Origin of the sequence: Mycobacterium sp. 852002-53434_SCH5985345, from assembly GCF_001667155.1 — a bacterium.
Taxonomy (GTDB): domain Bacteria; phylum Actinomycetota; class Actinomycetes; order Mycobacteriales; family Mycobacteriaceae; genus Mycobacterium.
Window position 1 is genome coordinate 109375 of the sequence record NZ_LZIE01000054.1, and the last position, 18914, is coordinate 128288.

The 18914-nt window shown below is 70.3% G+C and carries 6 protein-coding genes; all 6 read left to right on the forward strand.

Annotated elements, in window-relative coordinates:
- Nucleotides 1-46 precede the first annotated feature (46 nt).
- On the forward strand, nucleotides 47-3556 hold the full coding sequence (locus A5756_RS13155) for a non-ribosomal peptide synthetase (RefSeq protein ID WP_066952862.1): 3510 nt from the start codon (nucleotides 47-49) through the stop codon (nucleotides 3554-3556).
- Nucleotides 3553-4317: a thioesterase II family protein gene (locus tag A5756_RS13160; protein WP_066952864.1), complete on the forward strand. Its 765-nt coding sequence runs from the start codon at nucleotides 3553-3555 to the stop codon at nucleotides 4315-4317. The genes A5756_RS13155 and A5756_RS13160 overlap by 4 nt, the downstream gene beginning before the upstream one ends.
- The gene (locus A5756_RS13165; protein WP_197505368.1) at nucleotides 4310-5626 is read left to right on the forward strand and encodes a polyketide synthase; all 1317 of its coding nucleotides are present in this window, start codon (nucleotides 4310-4312) and stop codon (nucleotides 5624-5626) included. Before A5756_RS13160 ends, A5756_RS13165 begins: the two co-directional genes overlap by 8 nt.
- Nucleotides 5623-8628 (forward strand): mycobactin polyketide synthase MbtD, encoded by a 3006-nt coding sequence (mbtD, locus tag A5756_RS13170; protein WP_156659480.1) that lies wholly within the window; start codon nucleotides 5623-5625, stop codon nucleotides 8626-8628. The genes A5756_RS13165 and mbtD overlap by 4 nt, the downstream gene beginning before the upstream one ends.
- Complete coding sequence (locus A5756_RS13175) at nucleotides 8625-15158, forward strand: non-ribosomal peptide synthetase (protein ID WP_066952870.1); 6534 nt, start codon at nucleotides 8625-8627, stop codon at nucleotides 15156-15158. The genes mbtD and A5756_RS13175 overlap by 4 nt, the downstream gene beginning before the upstream one ends.
- On the forward strand, nucleotides 15155-18914 hold a 3760-nt coding region (locus A5756_RS13180), incomplete at its 3' end, for a non-ribosomal peptide synthetase (protein ID WP_082960026.1). The genes A5756_RS13175 and A5756_RS13180, both read left to right, overlap by 4 nt.

An 18914-nucleotide genomic window follows, 5' to 3' on the forward strand; every position in this document is an offset into this window, starting at 1 on the left:
TAACCAAAAATACTTAGGGCAGCCTGTGCTAATCCAGGGAGGGTTTGTGGTGCGTGCCTCGGCGCGCTCGGAAGAGGTCCGGGCGCAGGTGGCCGAACTACTCGGCGTCGGCGTCGACGACGTTCACCCCAGCACCAACCTCATCGGCCAGGGCCTGGACTCCATCCGGATCATGACGCTGGCGGGCCGCTGGCGACGTGAGGGCATCGCCGTGGACTTCGCCACGTTGGCCGAAACTCCGACGGTCGAGGCGTGGACCGAGCTGGTCAGCGCCGACTCGCCGGCCGATCCCGCGGAGCAGCACAACCCCGTGCCACCGCCGGGTGACGCGGGTGAGCCGTTCCCGATGGCCCCGATGCAGCACGCGATGTGGGTGGGCCGCCAGGACCATCAACAGCTCGGCGGGGTGGCCGGTCACCTATATGTCGAGTTCGACGGCGGCGCCATCGATCCGGAACGCCTGCGCGAAGCGGCCACGGCGCTGGCCCGGCGCCATCCGATGCTGCGGGTGCGGTTCCTGCCCGACGGCACGCAGCGGATCGCGGCAACCGGTGACGACTTCCCGGTCGCCGTCGAGGATCTGCGCCGCCTGGACGGCGATGAAGCCGATCGGCGACTCGCGGCCATCCGCGACGCCAAATCGCACCAGCAGCTCGATGGAGCGGTGTTCGAGCTGGCTCTGACGCGACTGCCGGGCGAACGTTCGCGCCTCCACGTCGATCTCGATATGCAGGCCGCCGACGCGATGAGCTACCGGACCCTGATGGCCGACCTGGCCGCCCTGTACCTCGGGCACGACCTGCCCGCGCTGACGTACACCTACCGGCAGTACCGCCACGCGATCCAGGCGCAAGAGGCGCGACCGCAGCCTGCCCGCGACGCCGCCCGCGATTGGTGGGCGCGGCGCATCCCGCAGCTGCCGGACCCGCCCGCGCTGCCCACCACCGGCGACCGCAGTTCGCGGACGAGCACCCGGCTCTGGCACTGGCTGGACCCGCACACCCGCGACGCCCTGTTCTCCCGCGCCCAGGCCCGCGGGGTCACCCCGGCGATGACCCTGGCGGCCTCCTTCGCCAACGCCTTGGCTCGCTGGTCGACCACCTCGCGCTTCCTGCTGAACGTGCCGCTGTTCGGGCGCCAGCCGCTGCACCCCGACGTCGACTCCCTGGTCGGCGACTTCACCTCCTCGCTGCTGCTCGACGTCGACCTCACGGGCGCCCGGACCGCGGCTGCGCGGGCGCAGGCGGTGCAGGAGGCAATGCGGACCGCCGCCGCCCACTCCGCCTATCCCGGGCTGTCGGTGCTGCGGGACCTCAGCCGTCACCGCGGCACCCAGGTGCTCGCGCCGGTGGTCTTCACCAGCGCGCTGGGACTCGGCGCACTGTTCAGCCCCGAGGTCACCGATCAATTCGGGACACCCGCGTGGATCATCTCCCAGGGTCCCCAGGTGCTGCTCGACGCTCAGGTCACCGAGTTCGACGGCGGCGTATTGGTGAATTGGGATGTGCGCGAAAGCATCTTCGCCCCGGGTGTCATCGACGCCATGTTCGCCTACCACATCGACGAACTGCTCAGGCTGGCTTCCTCCGACGACGGCTGGGACACACCGGGACCGTCGCCGCTGCCGGACGCGCAGCGCGCGGTGCGCGACGCGGTCAATGGCCGCACCGCCGAGCCCAGCGGAGAAGCGTTGCACGACGGGTTCTTTCGGCAAGCCGAGCGGCGACCCGACGCGCCCGCGATCTTCGCCAGCTCCGGTGACCTCAGCTACGGGCAGCTGCGCGACCAGGCACTCGCGGTGGCCGCCGCGTTGCGCGCGGCCGGCGTCGGCGCGGGCAACACGGTCGCGGTGATGGGCCCCAAAACCGCCGAGCAGGTGCCGGCGCTGTTGGGCATCCTGAGCGTCGGCGCGGCTTACCTGCCGATCGGCGCCGACCAGCCGCGCGACCGCGCGGAACGCATCCTGGGAACCGGCGAGGTGTGCTTGGTCCTGGTTTGCGGCGGGCAGCGGCTGGCACTGCCGGTGCCCGGGCTGATCCTCGCCGACGTGCTGCGAGAGCCGCCCGTTGTCACCGAAACTCCCTCGGCAAGAGTCGATCCCGGCGACCTCGCCTATGTGTTGTTCACCTCCGGATCGACGGGCGAGCCCAAGGGCGTCGAGGTGACGCACGACGCCGCGATGAACACCGTGGAGTTCATCGCGAGCCACTTCGAGATCGGTCCCGAGGATCGATGCCTGGCGCTATCCACGCTCGAAGGCGACATCTCGGTGATGGACATCTTCGTCACCTTGCGCACCGGCGGGTCGATCGTGGTGGTCGACGAAGCGCAGCGCCGTGACCCCGACGCCTGGGCCCGGCTCATCGACACCCACCAAGTCACCGTGTTGCACTTCATGCCGGGCTGGCTGGAGATGCTGATCGAAGTCGGACACGGACGGCTATCCTCGGTGCGGGTCGTCCCCACCGGCGGGGACTGGGTGCGGCCGGAGGTGGCGCGCCGCCTGAAGGCCGAGGCGCCCAGCTTGCGGTTCGCCGGTCTGGGGGGAGCGACCGAAACCCCGGTTCACAACACGATTTTCGAGGTCGACGATCCCGACGCCCTGCCGTCGGACTGGACCGCCCTGCCCTACGGGGTGCCGCTGACGAACAACGACTGCCGCGTCGTCAACGACGCGGGCGACGACTGCCCCGACTGGGTCGCCGGCGAACTGTGGGTCTCCGGTCGTGGCATCGCCCGGGGCTATCGGGGGCGTCCGGACCTCACCGCGGAGCGCTTCGTCGAGCACGCGGGACGCAGGTGGTACCGGACCGGCGACCTGGCCAGGTACTGGCCCGACGGAACGATCGAGTTCGTCGGCCGCGCCGATCACCGGATCAAGATCAGCGGATATCGCGTCGAACTCGGCGAGATCGAGGCCGCGCTGCGACGGCTGCCAAGGGTGGCGATAGCGGTCGCGGCGCTGCTCCCCGCATCGGGTGGCTCGGAGGTGCTGGCCGCCGCGGTCTGTCCGGAAAGTTCCGGCGGTGCCGGGTTGACGGCCGAGCGGATTCGGGAGCTGATGGGCGAACTCGTGCCGGCGCATATGGTTCCGCGTCACGTCACGCTGGTCGGGCGCATCCCGTTCACCGACGCCGGCAAGATCGACCGTCGTGCCGTCGCCCGCGACTTGGGCGCCAAGGTTTCGCTGTCCGAGCAGCCCCGCTACCGCGCCCCCTCGACCCCGCTGGAATCCGCCCTGGCCGCCCTACTCGGGGATCTACTCGGCGCGGGCCGGGTCGGCCGCGACGACGACTTCTTCGCCCTGGGCGGCGATTCCGTGCTGGCCACCCAGGCCGTGGGTCGTATCCGGACCTGGCTGGACACCCCCCACATCATGGTTGCCGACATCTTCGCCACCAGAACCGTTGCCGCACTTGCCGGTTTACTTACCGACCGCGAGCAGGACGGCGAGCGCCTGAATCAGGTGGCCGAACTCTACCTGGAAGTCATTCACATGGACGCCGACGCCCTGTCGGCTTCTGGGCAAGCCGGCGAAACCGGGAGGACCCGATGACGTCCGACCGGGTGCTGAGTGTGCCAACCGAGTTCGCATCCTGGATCAAGCGGGTGCCCAGCAGCAACCAGAGCCGGCGCACCGGCGCGACCGTCGTGTTTCCGCACGCGGGGGCGGCCGCGGCAAGCTATCGCGTGCTGGCTACCGCGCTGGCCGCGGGCGGCGACACCTACATCGTGCAGTACCCGCAGCGCGCGGACCGGCTGAGTCACCCGGCCCCCGACACGGTGCACGACCTGGCCCGGGGTTTGTTCGACGCCGGGCCGTGGAGCCGGGCGGCGCCGCTGCGGCTGTTCGGCCACAGCATGGGTGCGGTCGTGGCTTTCGAGTTCGCCAGGATCGCCGAATCCCACGATGTTGCCGTGCGGCGCCTGTGGGTCTCGGCCGGCCCGGCGCCGTCGGCCGTTGCCGCCATGCCGGCGCTCCCCACCACCGACGACGGATTGCTCGCCGACATCGCCGATCTCGGCGGCACCGACCCCGAACTGCTCGCCGATGAGGAGTTCGCCGAACTGCTGACCACCGCGGTGCGCGCCGACTACGAAGCGGTCAACCGCTACGAGTGTGCTCCCGGCGTCCGCATCCGCGCCGACATCCGCGTCCTGGGGGCGTGCGACGACCACCGCGTCGATCCGTCCGCATTGCGGCTCTGGGAGAACCACACCACCGGCGCCTTCGAGTTGTTCTTGTACGACGGCGGGCACTTCTATCTCGACGAGCACATCGATGCCGTGGCGCGGCGGGTGAATGCCGATGTCTGACAACGGGTTCACCGGCGCCTCCGATCCGGTCGCGATCGTCGGCATGGCCGTCGAAGCGCCCGGCGGCATCGACACCGCCGACAAGTACTGGGAACTGTTGTCCCACGGCCGTGAGGCGCTGGGGCCGTTCCCCACCGATCGAGGTTGGCAGGTCCGCGAACTGCTCGCGGGATCGCGGCGCAGCGGTTTCAAGGAGATCCACGATCGTGGTGGATTCCTCTCCGGCGCAACCACGTTCGACCCGGAATTCTTCGGCATCTCGCCGCGCGAGGCCGTCGCCATGGACCCCCAGCAGCGCGTCGTGCTCCGGGTGTCCTGGCGCGCGCTGGAAAACAGCGGCATCAACCCCGACGACCTGGCCGGGCACGACGTGGGGTGCTTCGTCGGCGCCTCGGCCACCGGATACGGGCCGCAGATGGCCAACTTCTCCCAGCACAGCGGTCACCTGCTCGCCGGGACCGCGCTCAGCGTGATCTCCGGGCGGGTCTCCTACACATTGGGATTGGCCGGCCCGGCGCTGACGGTGGACTCGTCGTGCGCGTCCGCGCTGGCGGCGTTTCACCTCGCCGTACGCTCGATCCAGAGCGGTGACTGCGACCTGGCGCTGGCCGGCGGGGTGAACGTGCTGGGCTCGCCCGGGTTCTTCGTCGAATTCTCCAAGCAGCACGCCCTTTCCGACGACGGTCACTGCCGCCCCTACAGTGCGCAGGCCAGCGGGACGGTGTGGGCGGAAGGGGCGGCGATGTTTGTGCTGCAACGCAAATCGGCCGCGCTGCGCGCGGGCCGCCAGGTCGTCGCCGAAGTCCGCGCCACCGCCGTCAACCAGGATGGCCGCAGCGCCGGGCTGAGCGCCCCCAGCGGCGACGCGCAGGTCCGCCTGTTCCGGCGCGCCATGACGCAGGCCGGGATCCGGCCCGACGAGGTCGGGATGGTCGAGGGGCACGGCACGGGCACGCGGCTAGGGGACCGCACCGAATTGCGCTCGCTGGCACAAACCTACGGCGAGACGGCGGCCGGTGCCGGCGCGTTGCTCGGCTCGGTGAAATCCAATGTCGGCCACGCGCTGGCCGCCAGCGGTGCACTTGGGCTAGCGAAGGTCATCGTCGCCGCCGAGCACGGGGTCATCCCACCGACCCTGCACGCCGCGCAGGCGAGTCCGGAAATAGACTGGGAAAGCCAGGGTTTGCGCTTGGCGAAGACGCTGACCCCCTGGCCCGCGGCCGGCGGGCAACGGATCGCGGCGACATCGGCGTTCGGCATCGCCGGGACCAACGCGCACGTGATCGTCGCCCTCCCCGAGGTCGCGTGATGCTGACCTCCCCACTGCCCGACGGCCGGGTGCCGGTGCTGCTCTCGTCGCACGACGAAGATCTGATCGGCGTGGACGCCCGGGCGATCCTGGACTACCTGGGCGCGACCGGCGCGGACACGGATACCGCGGCCGTGGCGTCCACCCTGCTGCGGCTTCGGCGGGTGCGGCGGCACCGCGCGGTGGTTCGGGCGGCCGACCGCGGCGAGCTGGTCTCCGGCCTGACCGCGCTAGTTGACGGTGAAGAGCACCCGCTGGTCACCCGATCCTCCAGCAACGTTGCGCCGTGCATCGCCTTCGTGTTCCCCGGCCAGGGCAACCAATGGCAATCGATGGGCGCCGAGGCATACCAACGACTTCCGGCTTACCGGGCCGAGACCGACCGATGCGCCCAGGCGTTCCGCGCCGCCGGGCTGCCTTCACCGTTGCCCTACCTGACCGGCGAACTCGACAAGAAATGGTCGCGCACCGAAATCCAGGGAGCGCAGTTCACCCACGCGGTCAGCCTGGCCCACGAATGGCGATTCCACGGCGTGCTCCCGGCAATCGCCGTCGGCCACAGCCTCGGCGAGGTCGCGGCGGCGTACGTGGCCGGAACGATAACGCTGCCGGACGCGGTCGCGCTGGTCGGAGCCCGCGCCACGATCGTCGGCCAATTGGCCGGTCACTACGCCATGGCCGTGCTTGGCGCCGGCGTGGACGAGGCCGAGTCCCTGATCGGTGAAACGGCGGGCTGGCTTGAAGTTTCGGCCGTCAACGGCCCCTCGTCGACCGTGGTGTCCGGAGACCATGACGCCGTGGCGGCCGCCGTGTGCCTCGCCCAGCAACGCGGCGTCTTCGCCCACCAGCTGACGGTGGACTATCCGGGCCACACCAGCGTGCTGCGGCCGCTGCGCAACCAGCTGGCCGAGCTGGTCCCCCACTCGGCGTTCTGGGACAGTCCGGTGCGATTCGTCGGCTCGACCTTCGGCGCGGAGGTCCGTGGCGACGTGGACTTCTCCAGGTACTGGTATGACAACCTTTGCAACACCGTGCGTTTCGACCGGGCGGTGGCGACGGCCCGAAGGCTCGGGGCCACGACGTTCGTCGAGCTGTCCGCGCATCCCGCGCTGCTGTACCCGCTCGCGGACCTGGTCGACGAGCGGACGACCGTGGCCGTCGGCTCGGGGCATCGCGAAGGGGCCATCACCGACACGCTGGCGGCGAACATTGCCGGCGTGGCGGCGGCCGATCCCGGCTGCCAATGGGCCAACGCGATTCCCGGGGGTGTGCGGCCACCGTTGCGCGGATTCCCGAACGCGCCGATGCGGGCGGTGCACCTGTGGGCGGCGCCCGAACCGCTGATCGGGACGGGGGAGGGCCCGGCGCCCACCGTCGCGGTTGAGGATTGGCGCCACGAGACGCGACCGGGCGCGGCGGGGGCGGACATCGCCATTGTCGCCGTCGACTCCACGGACGGCGCATTAGTCCGGCGACTGATGGATGCCGTTGCGGCGCAAGGCCATTGCCGGGCGGTGTCGCCGGACGACGCGGAGATCCTCGCGATCATCGCGCCGGATCTCCATGAGCTCGATGCCGTCGCGGCGATCGAGCAGATCGCCGGGCGGCCGGACGCAGGTCTACCCGACTACGCCGCCCTGACCGGCCCGCGATGCCGGACCGTGTGGCTGCTGACCGCCCGCGCCGAAACCATCGATCCGGACGACGCCGACGCGTTCCCGGCACAGGCGGCGCTGGCCGCGATGCACCGCAGCGTCGGCTTCGAATTCACCGACCAGGCCTTCGGGCATCTCGACCTGCCCGGCCGAGACGTCGGTGCCGGCACGGCCCGCGCCGCCGTCGAGGTGCTGCTCGGGGAGCCGGCGGAGGTGGCGCTGCGGGGCAGCGAATTGCCGCGCCGCCACGTGCGGACCTTCCGGGAATGCCGCGATTCGGCGACCAAACGGCCGCTGGGCGCCGACGCGCTGGACAACGTGGTGATCACCGGCGGCAGCGGAGCAATCGGCCTGCAGTATGCGCGGTACTGCATCGAGCGCGGCGCACGGACCGTCACCCTGTTGAGCCGCAACGGTATCGATGAAGGCGCGCTGCGCGTGCTTACCTCGAACCACGACTCCGAGGTGAGCGCCCCGCGGTGCGATATCACCGATCCGGCCGCCCTGGCGGCCGTCGCCGCCCGGCACGCGGGGAACGGCGCGTCGTTGCTGATCCATACGGCGGGCATCGCCGAGGCCCGGCCGCGTTCCGAGCTCACCGGCGCCGACGTGGCGGCGGTATGCGCCGCGAAGGTACGCGGTCTGGCGCTGCTGACCGAGGCGTGGCCGCTGCGGGCCGATTGCCGGATCCTGGCCTGCTCGTCGGTGTTCGGCGTGTGGGGCGGTTATGGCCACGCGGCCTACGCCGCCTCCAACCGGATGCTCGACGTGCTGGTCGCCCAGTTGCGCGGCGCGGGCCGCGACAGCATGGCGATCCGGTGGGGGCTGTGGCAGGCCGCCGGCGTGGTCACGGGCGACGAGATCACCCGCACCGAACGCTCCGGCCTGGTCGCGATGGCGCCGGAGCCGGCGATCGAGGCGGGCCTGTGCCGCTACGACGCAGATCCACTGGTCTTCGACGCCGACCTCGACCGGCTCGCGGTGTTCTTCGAAAGCCAGGGCATGTCAATGCCGTTCAGTGCGCGGCGAGGCGGCGACGGGGGAGCGGACACCCCTACCGCCAAGCCGCTCGCCGAGGTGGTGCGCACCGAACTCGCCGCGACATTGCACCTGGACGATTCGGTATCGATCGACCCGAGCGCACCGCTCATCGACCTGGGAGTGGACTCGTTGCTCGCACTCGATCTGCGTAAGCGGCTGCGCCGGACGGTCGGAAGCTCGGTCCCGGTCGCTCGCATGCTCGGCGGGATCACCCTCAGCGAATTGATCGATGCGTTGCGCGCCGGCCCGCGGGACGGCACGACACTCGACGATCGCGAAGCCAGAAAGGTTGGACTCCCAGCGTGACGGACACCACCGGAGCCAGAGCCCGTCTCGACGACGAACGCCTGGAATTGTTGCGCCGCAAGATGGCCGAACGTGGCCTGGCCAGGCCCGCCGTCTCCGCACCCGTGGCCACCTGCGACGAGCCGCGCATGTCCGTCGGCCAGCACCGGATGTGGTTCGTGCAGTCGGTGGACCCCGACAGCGCGCTGCTCAACGTCTGCGTCTCCTACCGCCTAACCGGCACGGTCGACATCGACCGATTGCGGAGCGCGATCGACGCCGTGGCCGCGCGGCACCCCGTACTGCAGACGACGTACGACACCGGTCCGGACGGTGACCCGTATCCGGTCATCCACGAGGAGCTGCGGCCCGAGTGGGCCGAACACGACCTGTCGGAACTGACCGATCAGGCTCGACGGTTGCGGCTGGATGTGCTGGCGCAGCGGGACTTCCGCAGGCCCTTCGACCTGGCAAAGGATTCGCCCCTGCGGGTCACCGCGGCCCGCTTGTCCGCCGACGAGCTGATGCTGTTGGTCACCGCACATCACATCGCCTGGGACGACGGCTCGTGGACACCGTTTTTCGCCGACCTGACTCGCGCTTACACCGATCCGGTCGGATTCGGCGGCGAACCCGCGATGACGGCGCCTCCCCCGGACGAAGCCGCGGATCACGCCGCCGACTTCGAATACTGGCGGCCCCTGATGGCGAATCTGCCTGAGCCGCTCGAGCTTCCGGGCCCCAACGGTTCGGTGGTGCCAAGCACCTGGCGGGCCCAACGTGCTACGACGCGGTTGCCGGCGGCCACCGTCGACCGCGCCGCTGCGCTGGCGCGCGAGACCGGTGCCACCCCGTACATGGTGCTGATGGCCGCGTTCGCCGCGCTGGTGCATCGCTACACCCAGTCAACGGACTTCCTGATCGCCGCGCCCGTGCTCAACCGCGGCGTCGGGACGGAATCGGCCATCGGTTACTACGGCAACACCGTGGTGATCCGGATGCGACCGGAGCCGCTCCAGACGTTCCGGCAGCTACTGGCCCAAACCCGGGATAACGCGGTTGGCGCCTTCGCACATTCGCGTGCCGACTTGGACTGGCTGGTGCGCGAGTCCAATCCGGATCGCCGGCATGGCGCCGACCGGATGACCCGGGTGAGCTTCGGGCAGCGCGAGCCCGACGGCGCCGGCTTCTGCCCGCCCGGGGTGCGGTGCGAACGAGGGGAACTACGCGGTCATTTCAACCAGCTGCCACTCAGTTTCATGATCGAGCTGGATCGCGCGAACGGCGGGCTGGTCGAAGCCGAGTACCTGGTTGAGGTGCTGGATCACCGACTGGTGGACCAGCTGCTGCGGCACTACGCGGTGCTGCTCGACAACGCACTGGCGGACCCCGACGCGGCGCTGTCGGCGTGCGCGCTGATGGACAGCGACGATGCCGAGTGGTTGCGCTGGGCCTCGACCGGTGCCGAGTTCGAGACCCCGGCCGCCACCCTGCCCGCACTGGTCACCCGCCGAGCGGCGCTGTCGCCCGATGCCGTCGCCGTGGTCTATGAGGGGCGTGAGTACACCTACCGGGACATCGACGAAGAGTCGAACCGCTTGGCACACTGGCTGATCGAGCAAGGCATCGGCACCGAGGACCGCGTCGCGGTGTTGCTGGACAGATCACCCGAACTGGTCATCACCGCGCTGGCAGTGCTGAAGGCCGGAGCGGTCTACCTGCCGGTGGATCCCACCTACCCCGAGGATCGGCTGGCCTTCATTCTGGGCGACGCCGACGCCAAACTGGTGTTGCGCGAGGCGGTTCCGGGGCTGTCGCGATACCCGGTCACCGCGCCCGCCGAGCTGGTGCGGCCGCTGGGCCCGCACAACACCGCCTACTTGATCTACACCTCGGGCTCGACCGGCCTGCCCAAGGGCGTGCCGGTTCCCCACGCCCCGATCGCCGAATACTTCGTCTGGTTCGGTGACGAGTACCGCGTCGACGAGACCGACCGGCTGCTGCAGGTCGCGTCGCCCAGCTTCGACGTCTCGATGGGCGAGATTTTCGGCACGTTGATCATGGGTGCCCGCCTGGTGATTCCGCGGCCCGACGGGCTGCGCGACATCGGCTACCTGACGGATCTGTTGAGCCGCGAGGGCATCACCTCGATGCATTTCGTGCCGTCACTGCTCGGGCTGTTCCTGTCGCTTCCCGGGGTCAGTCAGTGGCGCACGCTGCGGCGCGTGCCGATCGGCGGGGAGGCCCTGCCGGGCGAGATCGCCGACAAGTTCCACGCCACCTTCGACGCGCTGCTGTACAACTTCTACGGACCGACCGAGACCGTCGTCAACTGCACCAGCTACCCGGTGGAAGGGGCCCAGGGCACCCGGGTGGTGCCCATCGGCCGCCCCAAGATCAACACCCAGGTACACCTGCTCGACAACGCGTTGCGGCCGGTTCCCGTTGGCGTGATCGGCGAGATCTACATCGGTGGAACGCATGTCGCGCACGGCTACCACCGCCGGCCCGGGCTGACGGCCGAACGTTTCGTCGCCGACCCGTTCACCCCGGGCGGCCGGTTGTACCGCTCCGGCGACCTGGCCCGCCGCAACGCCGACGGGGATATCGAGTTCGTCGGCCGCGCCGACGAGCAGGTGAAGATCCGCGGCTTCCGCATCGAGCTGGGCGAGATCGCCGCCGCCATCTCGGTCGACCCCAGCGTCGGGCAAGCGGTGGTGCTGGCCATGGACCTGCCCCGGTTGGGCAAGAGCCTGGTCGGATACGTCACGCCGGCCTCGGGTGGCGGCCCGGAAACCGTTGAGGTCGAACGCATCCGAGCCCGGGTCGCCGCCGCGCTGCCGGACTACATGACACCGGCCGCCTACGTGGCGCTCGACGAAATCCCGATCACGGCGCACGGCAAGATCGACCGGGCCGCGCTGCCCCAACCACAGATCGCGGCGGCCGCCGCATACCGCGACCCGACGACCCCCACTCAACGCCGCATCGCCGCACTGTTTTCCGCGCTGCTCGGCCACGACCGGGTGGGGGTCGACGACTCATTCTTCGACCTGGGCGGCCACTCGCTGGTGGCCACCAAACTGGTGACCGCGATCCGCTCGGAGTGCGGGGTGGAGATCGGCATCCGCGACGTCTTCGAGCTCGCGACGGTGGGCTTGCTGGCGGAACGCGTCGACCAGCTGAGTTCCGGTGAACGCAGACAGTCGCGGCCCAGGCTGATCGCGACCGCCCACGACGAGCCGATGCCGCTATCGGCCTCACAGCTGCGCAGCTGGTTCGCCTACCGCGTCGACGGGCCCAGCTGGGTCAACAACATTCCCTTCGCCGCGAAGCTGACCGGGCCATGGGACATCGACGCCCTGATCGCCGCCGTCGGCGACGTCGTCGCCCGGCACGAGATCCTGCGCACCTCCTACGTGGAGTTGGACGGGGTGCCCTACCAGGTGGTCGGTCCGGCCGGGGAGGTCGCCGTGCGCCGGGCGACCGGGCCCGACGACGCGTGGCTGCAGCGGGAGCTGGACGCCGAGCGCCGGCACTGCTTCGAACTGGACCGTGAGCTGCCGGTTCGGGTTGCGGTGCTGCACACCGCCGATGACCCCACCGAACACGTGCTGTCGCTGGTCGTCCACCACATCGCCTCCGACCACTGGTCGGCGGGGGTGCTGTTCGCGGACGTGATGACCGCGTACCGGGCCCGGCGGGCCGGGGAAACCCCGGCCTGGGCGCCACTGCGGGTGCAGTACGCCGACTACGCGGCGTGGCAGGGGGCATTCCTCGGTGATGCGGGCGGCCAGGAGTCCGCCGTCGCCGCCGAGCAACGCGAGTACTGGAGCCGGCAGTTGGCCGGGCTGCCGGAGGACACCGGGCTGCGTCCGGACTTCGCGCGCCAGCCGGTGCCCAGCGGTGCCGGCGAATCCGTCGACTTCCGCATCGACGCGGCCACCCGCGGCAAGCTCGCCGAGTTGTCGCGCGAGATGGGCATCACCGAGTTCATGCTGCTGCAAACGGCGGTCGCCGTGGTGCTGCACAAGGCGGGTGGTGGCCGGGACATCCCGCTGGGCACCCCGGTCGCCGGGCGCACCGAGGCCGAATTGGACCAGCTGATCGGGTTTTTCGTCAACATCCTGGTGCTGCGCAACGACCTGACCGGCAACCCGACGCTGCGTGAGCTGCTGACCCGCGCCCGGGAGACGGCGCTGGCCGCCTACGCCCACCAGGACCTGCCGTTCGACCGGGTTGTCGACAGCGTCAGCCCGGTGCGCTCGCTGTCGCGAAACCCGCTGTTTCAGGTCGTCGTGCACGTCCGCGACCACCTGCCCGCCGCGCGGGTGATCGAGCAGGATGCCGAAGGCGGCGGCCAGGACACGGTGTGCACCGCGCTGGACCCCGTCTTCGACATGGCGCACGCCGATCTCAGTGTCAACTTCTTCGGCACCGACGGTTCGGGGGGAGTCGGCTACAACTGCAACCTGATCTTCCGCACCGAGCTGTACAGCCGAGCCACCATCGAGCGGTTGGCCGGCTGGCTGACCCGCGTGGTCACCGAGTTTGCCGACAATGCTGACCAGAGTTTGCGCGATCTGCAGCTGACCGACGCAGGCGAGCGGCTCCGGATGCTGGAGCTCTGGAGCCGGGGCGAGCGGCCGCCGCATGACCGGCCGCGCATCATTCCAGAACTGCTGCAGCCGAGCCGAAGCCGGGGCGCCGACCGGGTCGCGGTGCGCTGCGGTGACGAGCGGATCGATTACGTTGCGCTGCATCGTCGTTCGGACAACCTTGCGGCGCTGCTGGTAGCGCGGGGGGTTGGACCGGGTTCGTTGGTGGGGCTGTCGGCGCGGCGGAGCATCGACCTGGTGGTGGCACTGGTGGCCATCATGAAGGCGGGCGGTGGCTATTTCCCCATCGATCCCGCGTACCCGCCGGCGCGCAAGCAATTCATGCTCGACGACGTGCAACCACCGGTGGTGCTCGCCACGGCCGACGCGGCCCGCAGCATGCCCGAAGTTGCCGGCGTCACGGTCATTTCGCTGGACGACCCGCAGGTGCGCGCCGCGGTGGACAACGGGGAAGCCGATCCGGGAGAACTGCCCCTCCCGCACCCCGACGACCCGATGTTTCTGGTCTTCACGTCCGGTTCCACGGGCAAGCCGAAAGGCGCCCTGGGCACGCATCGGTCCATGGCGGCCCGGCTGGACTGGCAGCTACGGCACTACCCACCGAGAACCGACGACATTCGACTGGCACAGGCCTCGATCACGTTTCTCGAGGGCGGCATGGAGATGCTGGCCGGGCTCGCGGCGGGGGCGACCATGATCCTCGCCGACGATGCCGAGCACCGCGACCCGGAAGCGCTCGGGGAGTTGATGATCCGGCACGCGGTGGCCCAGGTCACCGCGGTGCCCAGCCTTGTCTCCGCCGTGGTCGACAGCAGGCCCGACGCGGTGCGCGCCCTGTCCCGGCTGGTGTGCGGTGGAGAACCGGTGAGCACCGCGCTGCTGCAGCGGCTGGTGTCGGTGTGCGCCGGCACGGGCACCGAGCTGTTGAACAACATCGGTTCCACCGAGACCTCCGGTGCGGTGTCCCGCGGCCGACTGGAGCTGCCGAATCCTTTGGTGGGCAGTCCGGTCCCGGGATCGGACGCCTACCTGCTCGACGAGGGCCTGCGGCCGGTGCCGGTCGGGGTGGTGGGCGAGCTGTACTATGCCGGCGACCAACTGGCCCGGGGCTACTGGAAACGGCCCGGATTGACCGCCACCCGGTTCGTGGCTAATCCCTATGCCCTCGAACCCGGTTCTCGCTTCTACCGCAGCGGCGACCTTGCCCGCTGGACCGAGGACGGGCGACTGGAATTCGCCGGACGGTCCGACCACCAGGTACAGGTGCGCGGCTTCCGGGTGGAGTTGGCCGAGGTCGAGGCGGCGCTGGCGGAAGCCGACGGCGTCGCCGCCGCGGCGGCCCGCACCTGGGAGGTGCACGGGGGCACCTCGCTGGCCGGATACGTTGTGCCACAACGGCCGATCGGCGATGACACCGAGAAGGCCGCGTTCGCATCGCAGGTGCGCGCCGCGATCGGAACGACGCTGCCCGGCTATATGACGCCCTCGTCGTTGACTGTTCTCGACGCGCTGCCCAAAACCGAATCGGGCAAGCTGAACCGGCCCGGGCTGCCGCCGCCGGCGGTCAGCACCAGCGGACACGTTGAACCGTCGCGCACCGACACCGAACGGGCGCTGGCCAAGGTGTTCGCCGAACTGCTCTCGACGTCCGAGGTGGGCCGCTTCGACGACTTTTTCGCCCTGGGCGGCGACAGCATCCTGTCGGTGCAGCTGGCCTCGCGGGCGCGGGCGGCCGGCCTGGCGGTCAACCCGCGGATGATCTTCGAGAACCCGACGGTGCAACAGCTGGCCGCCGCCGTGGATGCTCTGGCGGCCAACGGCGCCGAGCCCGCCGACGCCCGGTTCGAGCCCATGAGCGCGTCCGGGCTTTCGGCCGAGGATCTTGCCGCCGTGACGCAGCTGTGGTCGTCGTCGCGGGACGGAGCGCCATGACGGCCACCAAAGATGTTGCGCCCGACATCGAGGACGTGATGGCGCTGAGCCCTTTGCAAGAGGGCTTGTATTCGCTGACCGCCCTCGCCGAATTCACCGACGGCGATGCCGACGACCCGTACGTGATCGGCATGGCCGCCGACATCTCCGGCACGCTTGATGTCGCGCTGTTACGTGATTGCGCGACAAAGATGTTGTTGCGCCACCCCAACCTGCGTGCCAGCTTCTTCAGCCGGGGTATCGCGCGACCGGTGCAGATCGTCCCATCCCGGGTAGACCTGCCATGGCGCACCGTCGCCGCCGCACCCGAGGATGTGCGGACGCTGGAGGCCGACGAACGCCGCCGGCCCTTCGATCTGGAACGCGGCCCGGTCATCCGCTTCCTGCTCGTCGAATTGCCTGGCGCGCGATGGCGTTTGGTGCTCACCGCCCACCACATCGTGATTGACGGCTGGTCGTTGCCGGTGTTCGTCAACGAGATGATGATCCTGTACCGGGCCGGTGGCGATCTCTCGGCGTTGCCCGCCGGCCCCCGGCCGTACCGCGACTACATCGGCTGGCTGGCCAGTCGCGATTCCGAAGCCAGCCAGCAGGTCTGGCGCCGGCACCTGGCGGGCCTTCCCGGACCCACCCTGCTGTCGGCCGCGCTGGGCTCGACGGAGGGCCGGCGAACTGGGCTGCCCCGCACCACCGAACTGCGGATGCCGGCCGAAGCCACCGCGCGATTGGTTGAGCAGACCCGGGCCCGTGGTATCACCGTCAACACCCTGATGCAGATGGCATGGGCGCTGGTGTTGTCCCGGCTGACCGACGCCCACGATGTGGTTTTCGGTGTCACGGTGTCCGGGCGGCCGCCCGAACTCGCCCGCGTCGAGACCATGATCGGTCTGTTCATCAACACCGTTCCCATGCGGGTGCGGCTCGACCCCGCCGCGACGGTGGGCGAGCAGTGCCGCACGGTCCAGCGCAACGCCGCCCTGCTGCGTGAGCACAGCCACATCGGGCATGCCCAACTGCGGGCGCTCGGCGGCGTCGGCGAATTGTTCGACACCCTACTGGTCTACGAGAACTTCCCCTTGGACGGGCTGACCGCCGGCACCGAATTGACCGCCGCGGGTGCGACATTCCGGCCGTCCGCCCTGCAAACCTTGTCGCATTTCCCGATCACCGTCGCGGCCCACATGGCGGGCGGCGAACTCGTGGTGCTGGTCGAAGTGATCGACGGGGCGCTCGGCGACATCCCCGCCGCCGCCTTCGGGCGGCGGGTGATCAGCACCGCCGAGCGCCTGCTGCGGGACTGGGAGCGCCCGCTGCGCCAGGTCAGTGTCCTCTTCGACGACGAGGCGGTTCCCCCGCGCCCCGCGGGCGCGCCCGCCGCCCCGGCGGTCGGCATCCACGCTCGATTCGACGAGGTCGCCGGGAGGACCCCCGAAAACCTCGCGATCAGCTGGGCGGGGGGCCAACTCAGCTACCGCGAACTGGACGCGCTGGCCGACGGCCTGGCAGCCCGGCTGGCGGAGCGCGGGGTGCGGCCCGAAACCCCGGTAGCCATCCGGCTTTCCCGGGGGCCGCAGTACATCGTCGCGATGCTCGCGGTGCTCAAGGCCGGCGGCGTCTGCGTGCCGATGGAGCCGGGAACGCCCCCGGAACGGGTGGAATCGATCCTGCGTCAATCCAATGCCTCGATCGTGCTCGACGAGGTGTCGCTGGTCGCTGGTGGCCATCCCGCCACGAAGCTTCGCCCGGTCGAGGTGGCGCCCGGCCAAGCCGCGTATGTCGTCTTCACGTCGGGCACGACCGGAGAACCCAAAGGCGTCATCGGAACTCACGCGGCGGTGGTTGCCTACGCCGACGATCACCTGGACAACGTGTTGCGGCCGGCGGCCGCCCGGCTGGGCCGGCCGCTGCGCATCGCGCACGCGTGGTCGTTTGCGTTCGACGCCGCCTGGCAGCCGTTGGTCGCGCTGCTCGACGGCCACGGTGTGCACGTCGTGGACGAGCCCACCCAGGCCGACGCCGAGGCGCTGGTCGCGGCCATCGCCGAGCACGGCGTCGACATGATCGACACGACTCCGTCGATGTTTGCCCAACTCGCGGCGTGCGGTTTGCTGACGGCGGTTCCGCTGACGGTGCTGGCGCTGGGCGGAGAAGCGCTCGGTAAGGCCGCCTGGACCTTCATCCGCGAAGGGTGTGCACGCACCGGGATGGCGGCCTACAACTGCTACGGCCCCACCGAAACCACGGTCGAGGCGGTGGTGGCCGCCATCACCGAGCACGACGAGCCGTCGATCGGGCGGCCGACCCTGCACACCCGCGGCTACGTGCTGGATTCGGCGCTGCGTCCGGTGCCGTTCGGGGCCACCGGCGAACTCTATCTGGCCGGTGCCCAGCTGGCCCGCGGCTATCTCGGCCGCGCGGCGGAAACCAGCCAGCGGTTCGTCGCCGACCCATTCGCGCTCGGCGAACGCATGTACCGCACCGGCGATTTGGTGCGGCGCGGTTCCGACGGGGCGCTGCAGTATGTCGGCCGCGCCGATGCGCAGGTGAAGATCCGCGGCTACCGTGTCGAGCCCGGCGAGATCGCCGCAGCGCTCGAATCGCATCCCGCCGTCCAGCACGCCGGAGTGCTGGTGCGTCGCGCGAAGGCGGGAGCGCGGCTGACCGCTTACGTGGTGATTTCCGGTGCGGCGCCCCGGCCGCCGTCGACGGGCGAACTGCGCGGCATGCTCGGCTCCCGTCTGCCGCGCTACATGATTCCGCAGCGGATCGTCACGGTCGATGAAATTCCGCTGACGGCCAACGGCAAGCTGGACGAAGCCGCGCTGAGCGCCTTCGACACCGCCGAGGCGTTTTCCGGAGCCGAACCCGAAACAGCCACGGAAGCCGCACTGGCGGAATTGCTTTCCGAATTTCTGCATCAGCCGCGAATCGACGTCACCGCGGATTTCCTGCAGCTGGGTCTGGACAGCATCATGGCCCTGTCGGTGGTTCAGGCGGCGCGGACGCGGGGTATCGCCCTGCGCGCCAGGCTGATCCTCGAGTGCGCGAACGTCCGCGAGCTGGCCGACGCCATCGATTCCGAAACCGTCTCCGCCACAAGCGATATCGATAATGGCGCCCATCCCATGCCGGTGCTGCCCAACGGCCGCTGGCTCTACGAACACGGGGAGCCGCGCCGGCTGGCGCAGACCGAAGCCATCCGGCTGCCCGACCACGTCACCCGCGAACAATTGGACGCCGCGCTGGCCGGCATCGTGGCCGGACATGAGGTGCTGCGCGCCCGCCTGGACCGCGCGACCATGACCCTGGTCCCGGCCCAGGCCGCCGACATCGACCTCACCGAAGTAGAGGTCGCCGCCGATCTGCACGCCGCGGTCCCCGATCACGTCGCACGCGCCGTCGATCGCCTCGACCCGGAGCGGGGGGCGCTGCTGGCCGCGGTGTGGCTTCGCCCCCCGGCCGGGCAAAGTGTCCTGCTGCTGGCCGCCCATGTCTTGGCGATGGATCCCGCGTCGTGGCGAGTGGTGCTCGGCGAATTGGACGCCGCCTTACAGGCTTTGGCCACCGGTCACTCGCCGGCTCCGGTCCGGGAGCATACAAGCTACCGACGCTGGGTCGGGGGGGGGGGGCGGGCGCCCCCCCCCCCGGGGGGGGGGGGGCGGCGGGGGGGGGGGGGGGGGGGGGCCCCACGAGGTGGGGGGGGGGGGGGGGGGGGGGGGGGGGGGGGGAGCGGCGGCCCCGCTGAACGGTGCCAAC

Bases quoted from the DNA above. Each gene is read 5' to 3' on its own strand.
- A5756_RS13160 (WP_066952864.1), top strand. From the start codon at position 3,553: ATGACGTCCGACCGGGTGCTGAGTGTGCCAACCGAGTTCGCATCCTGG.
- A5756_RS13165 (WP_197505368.1), top strand. From the start codon at position 4,310: ATGTCTGACAACGGGTTCACCGGCGCCTCCGATCCGGTCGCGATCGTC.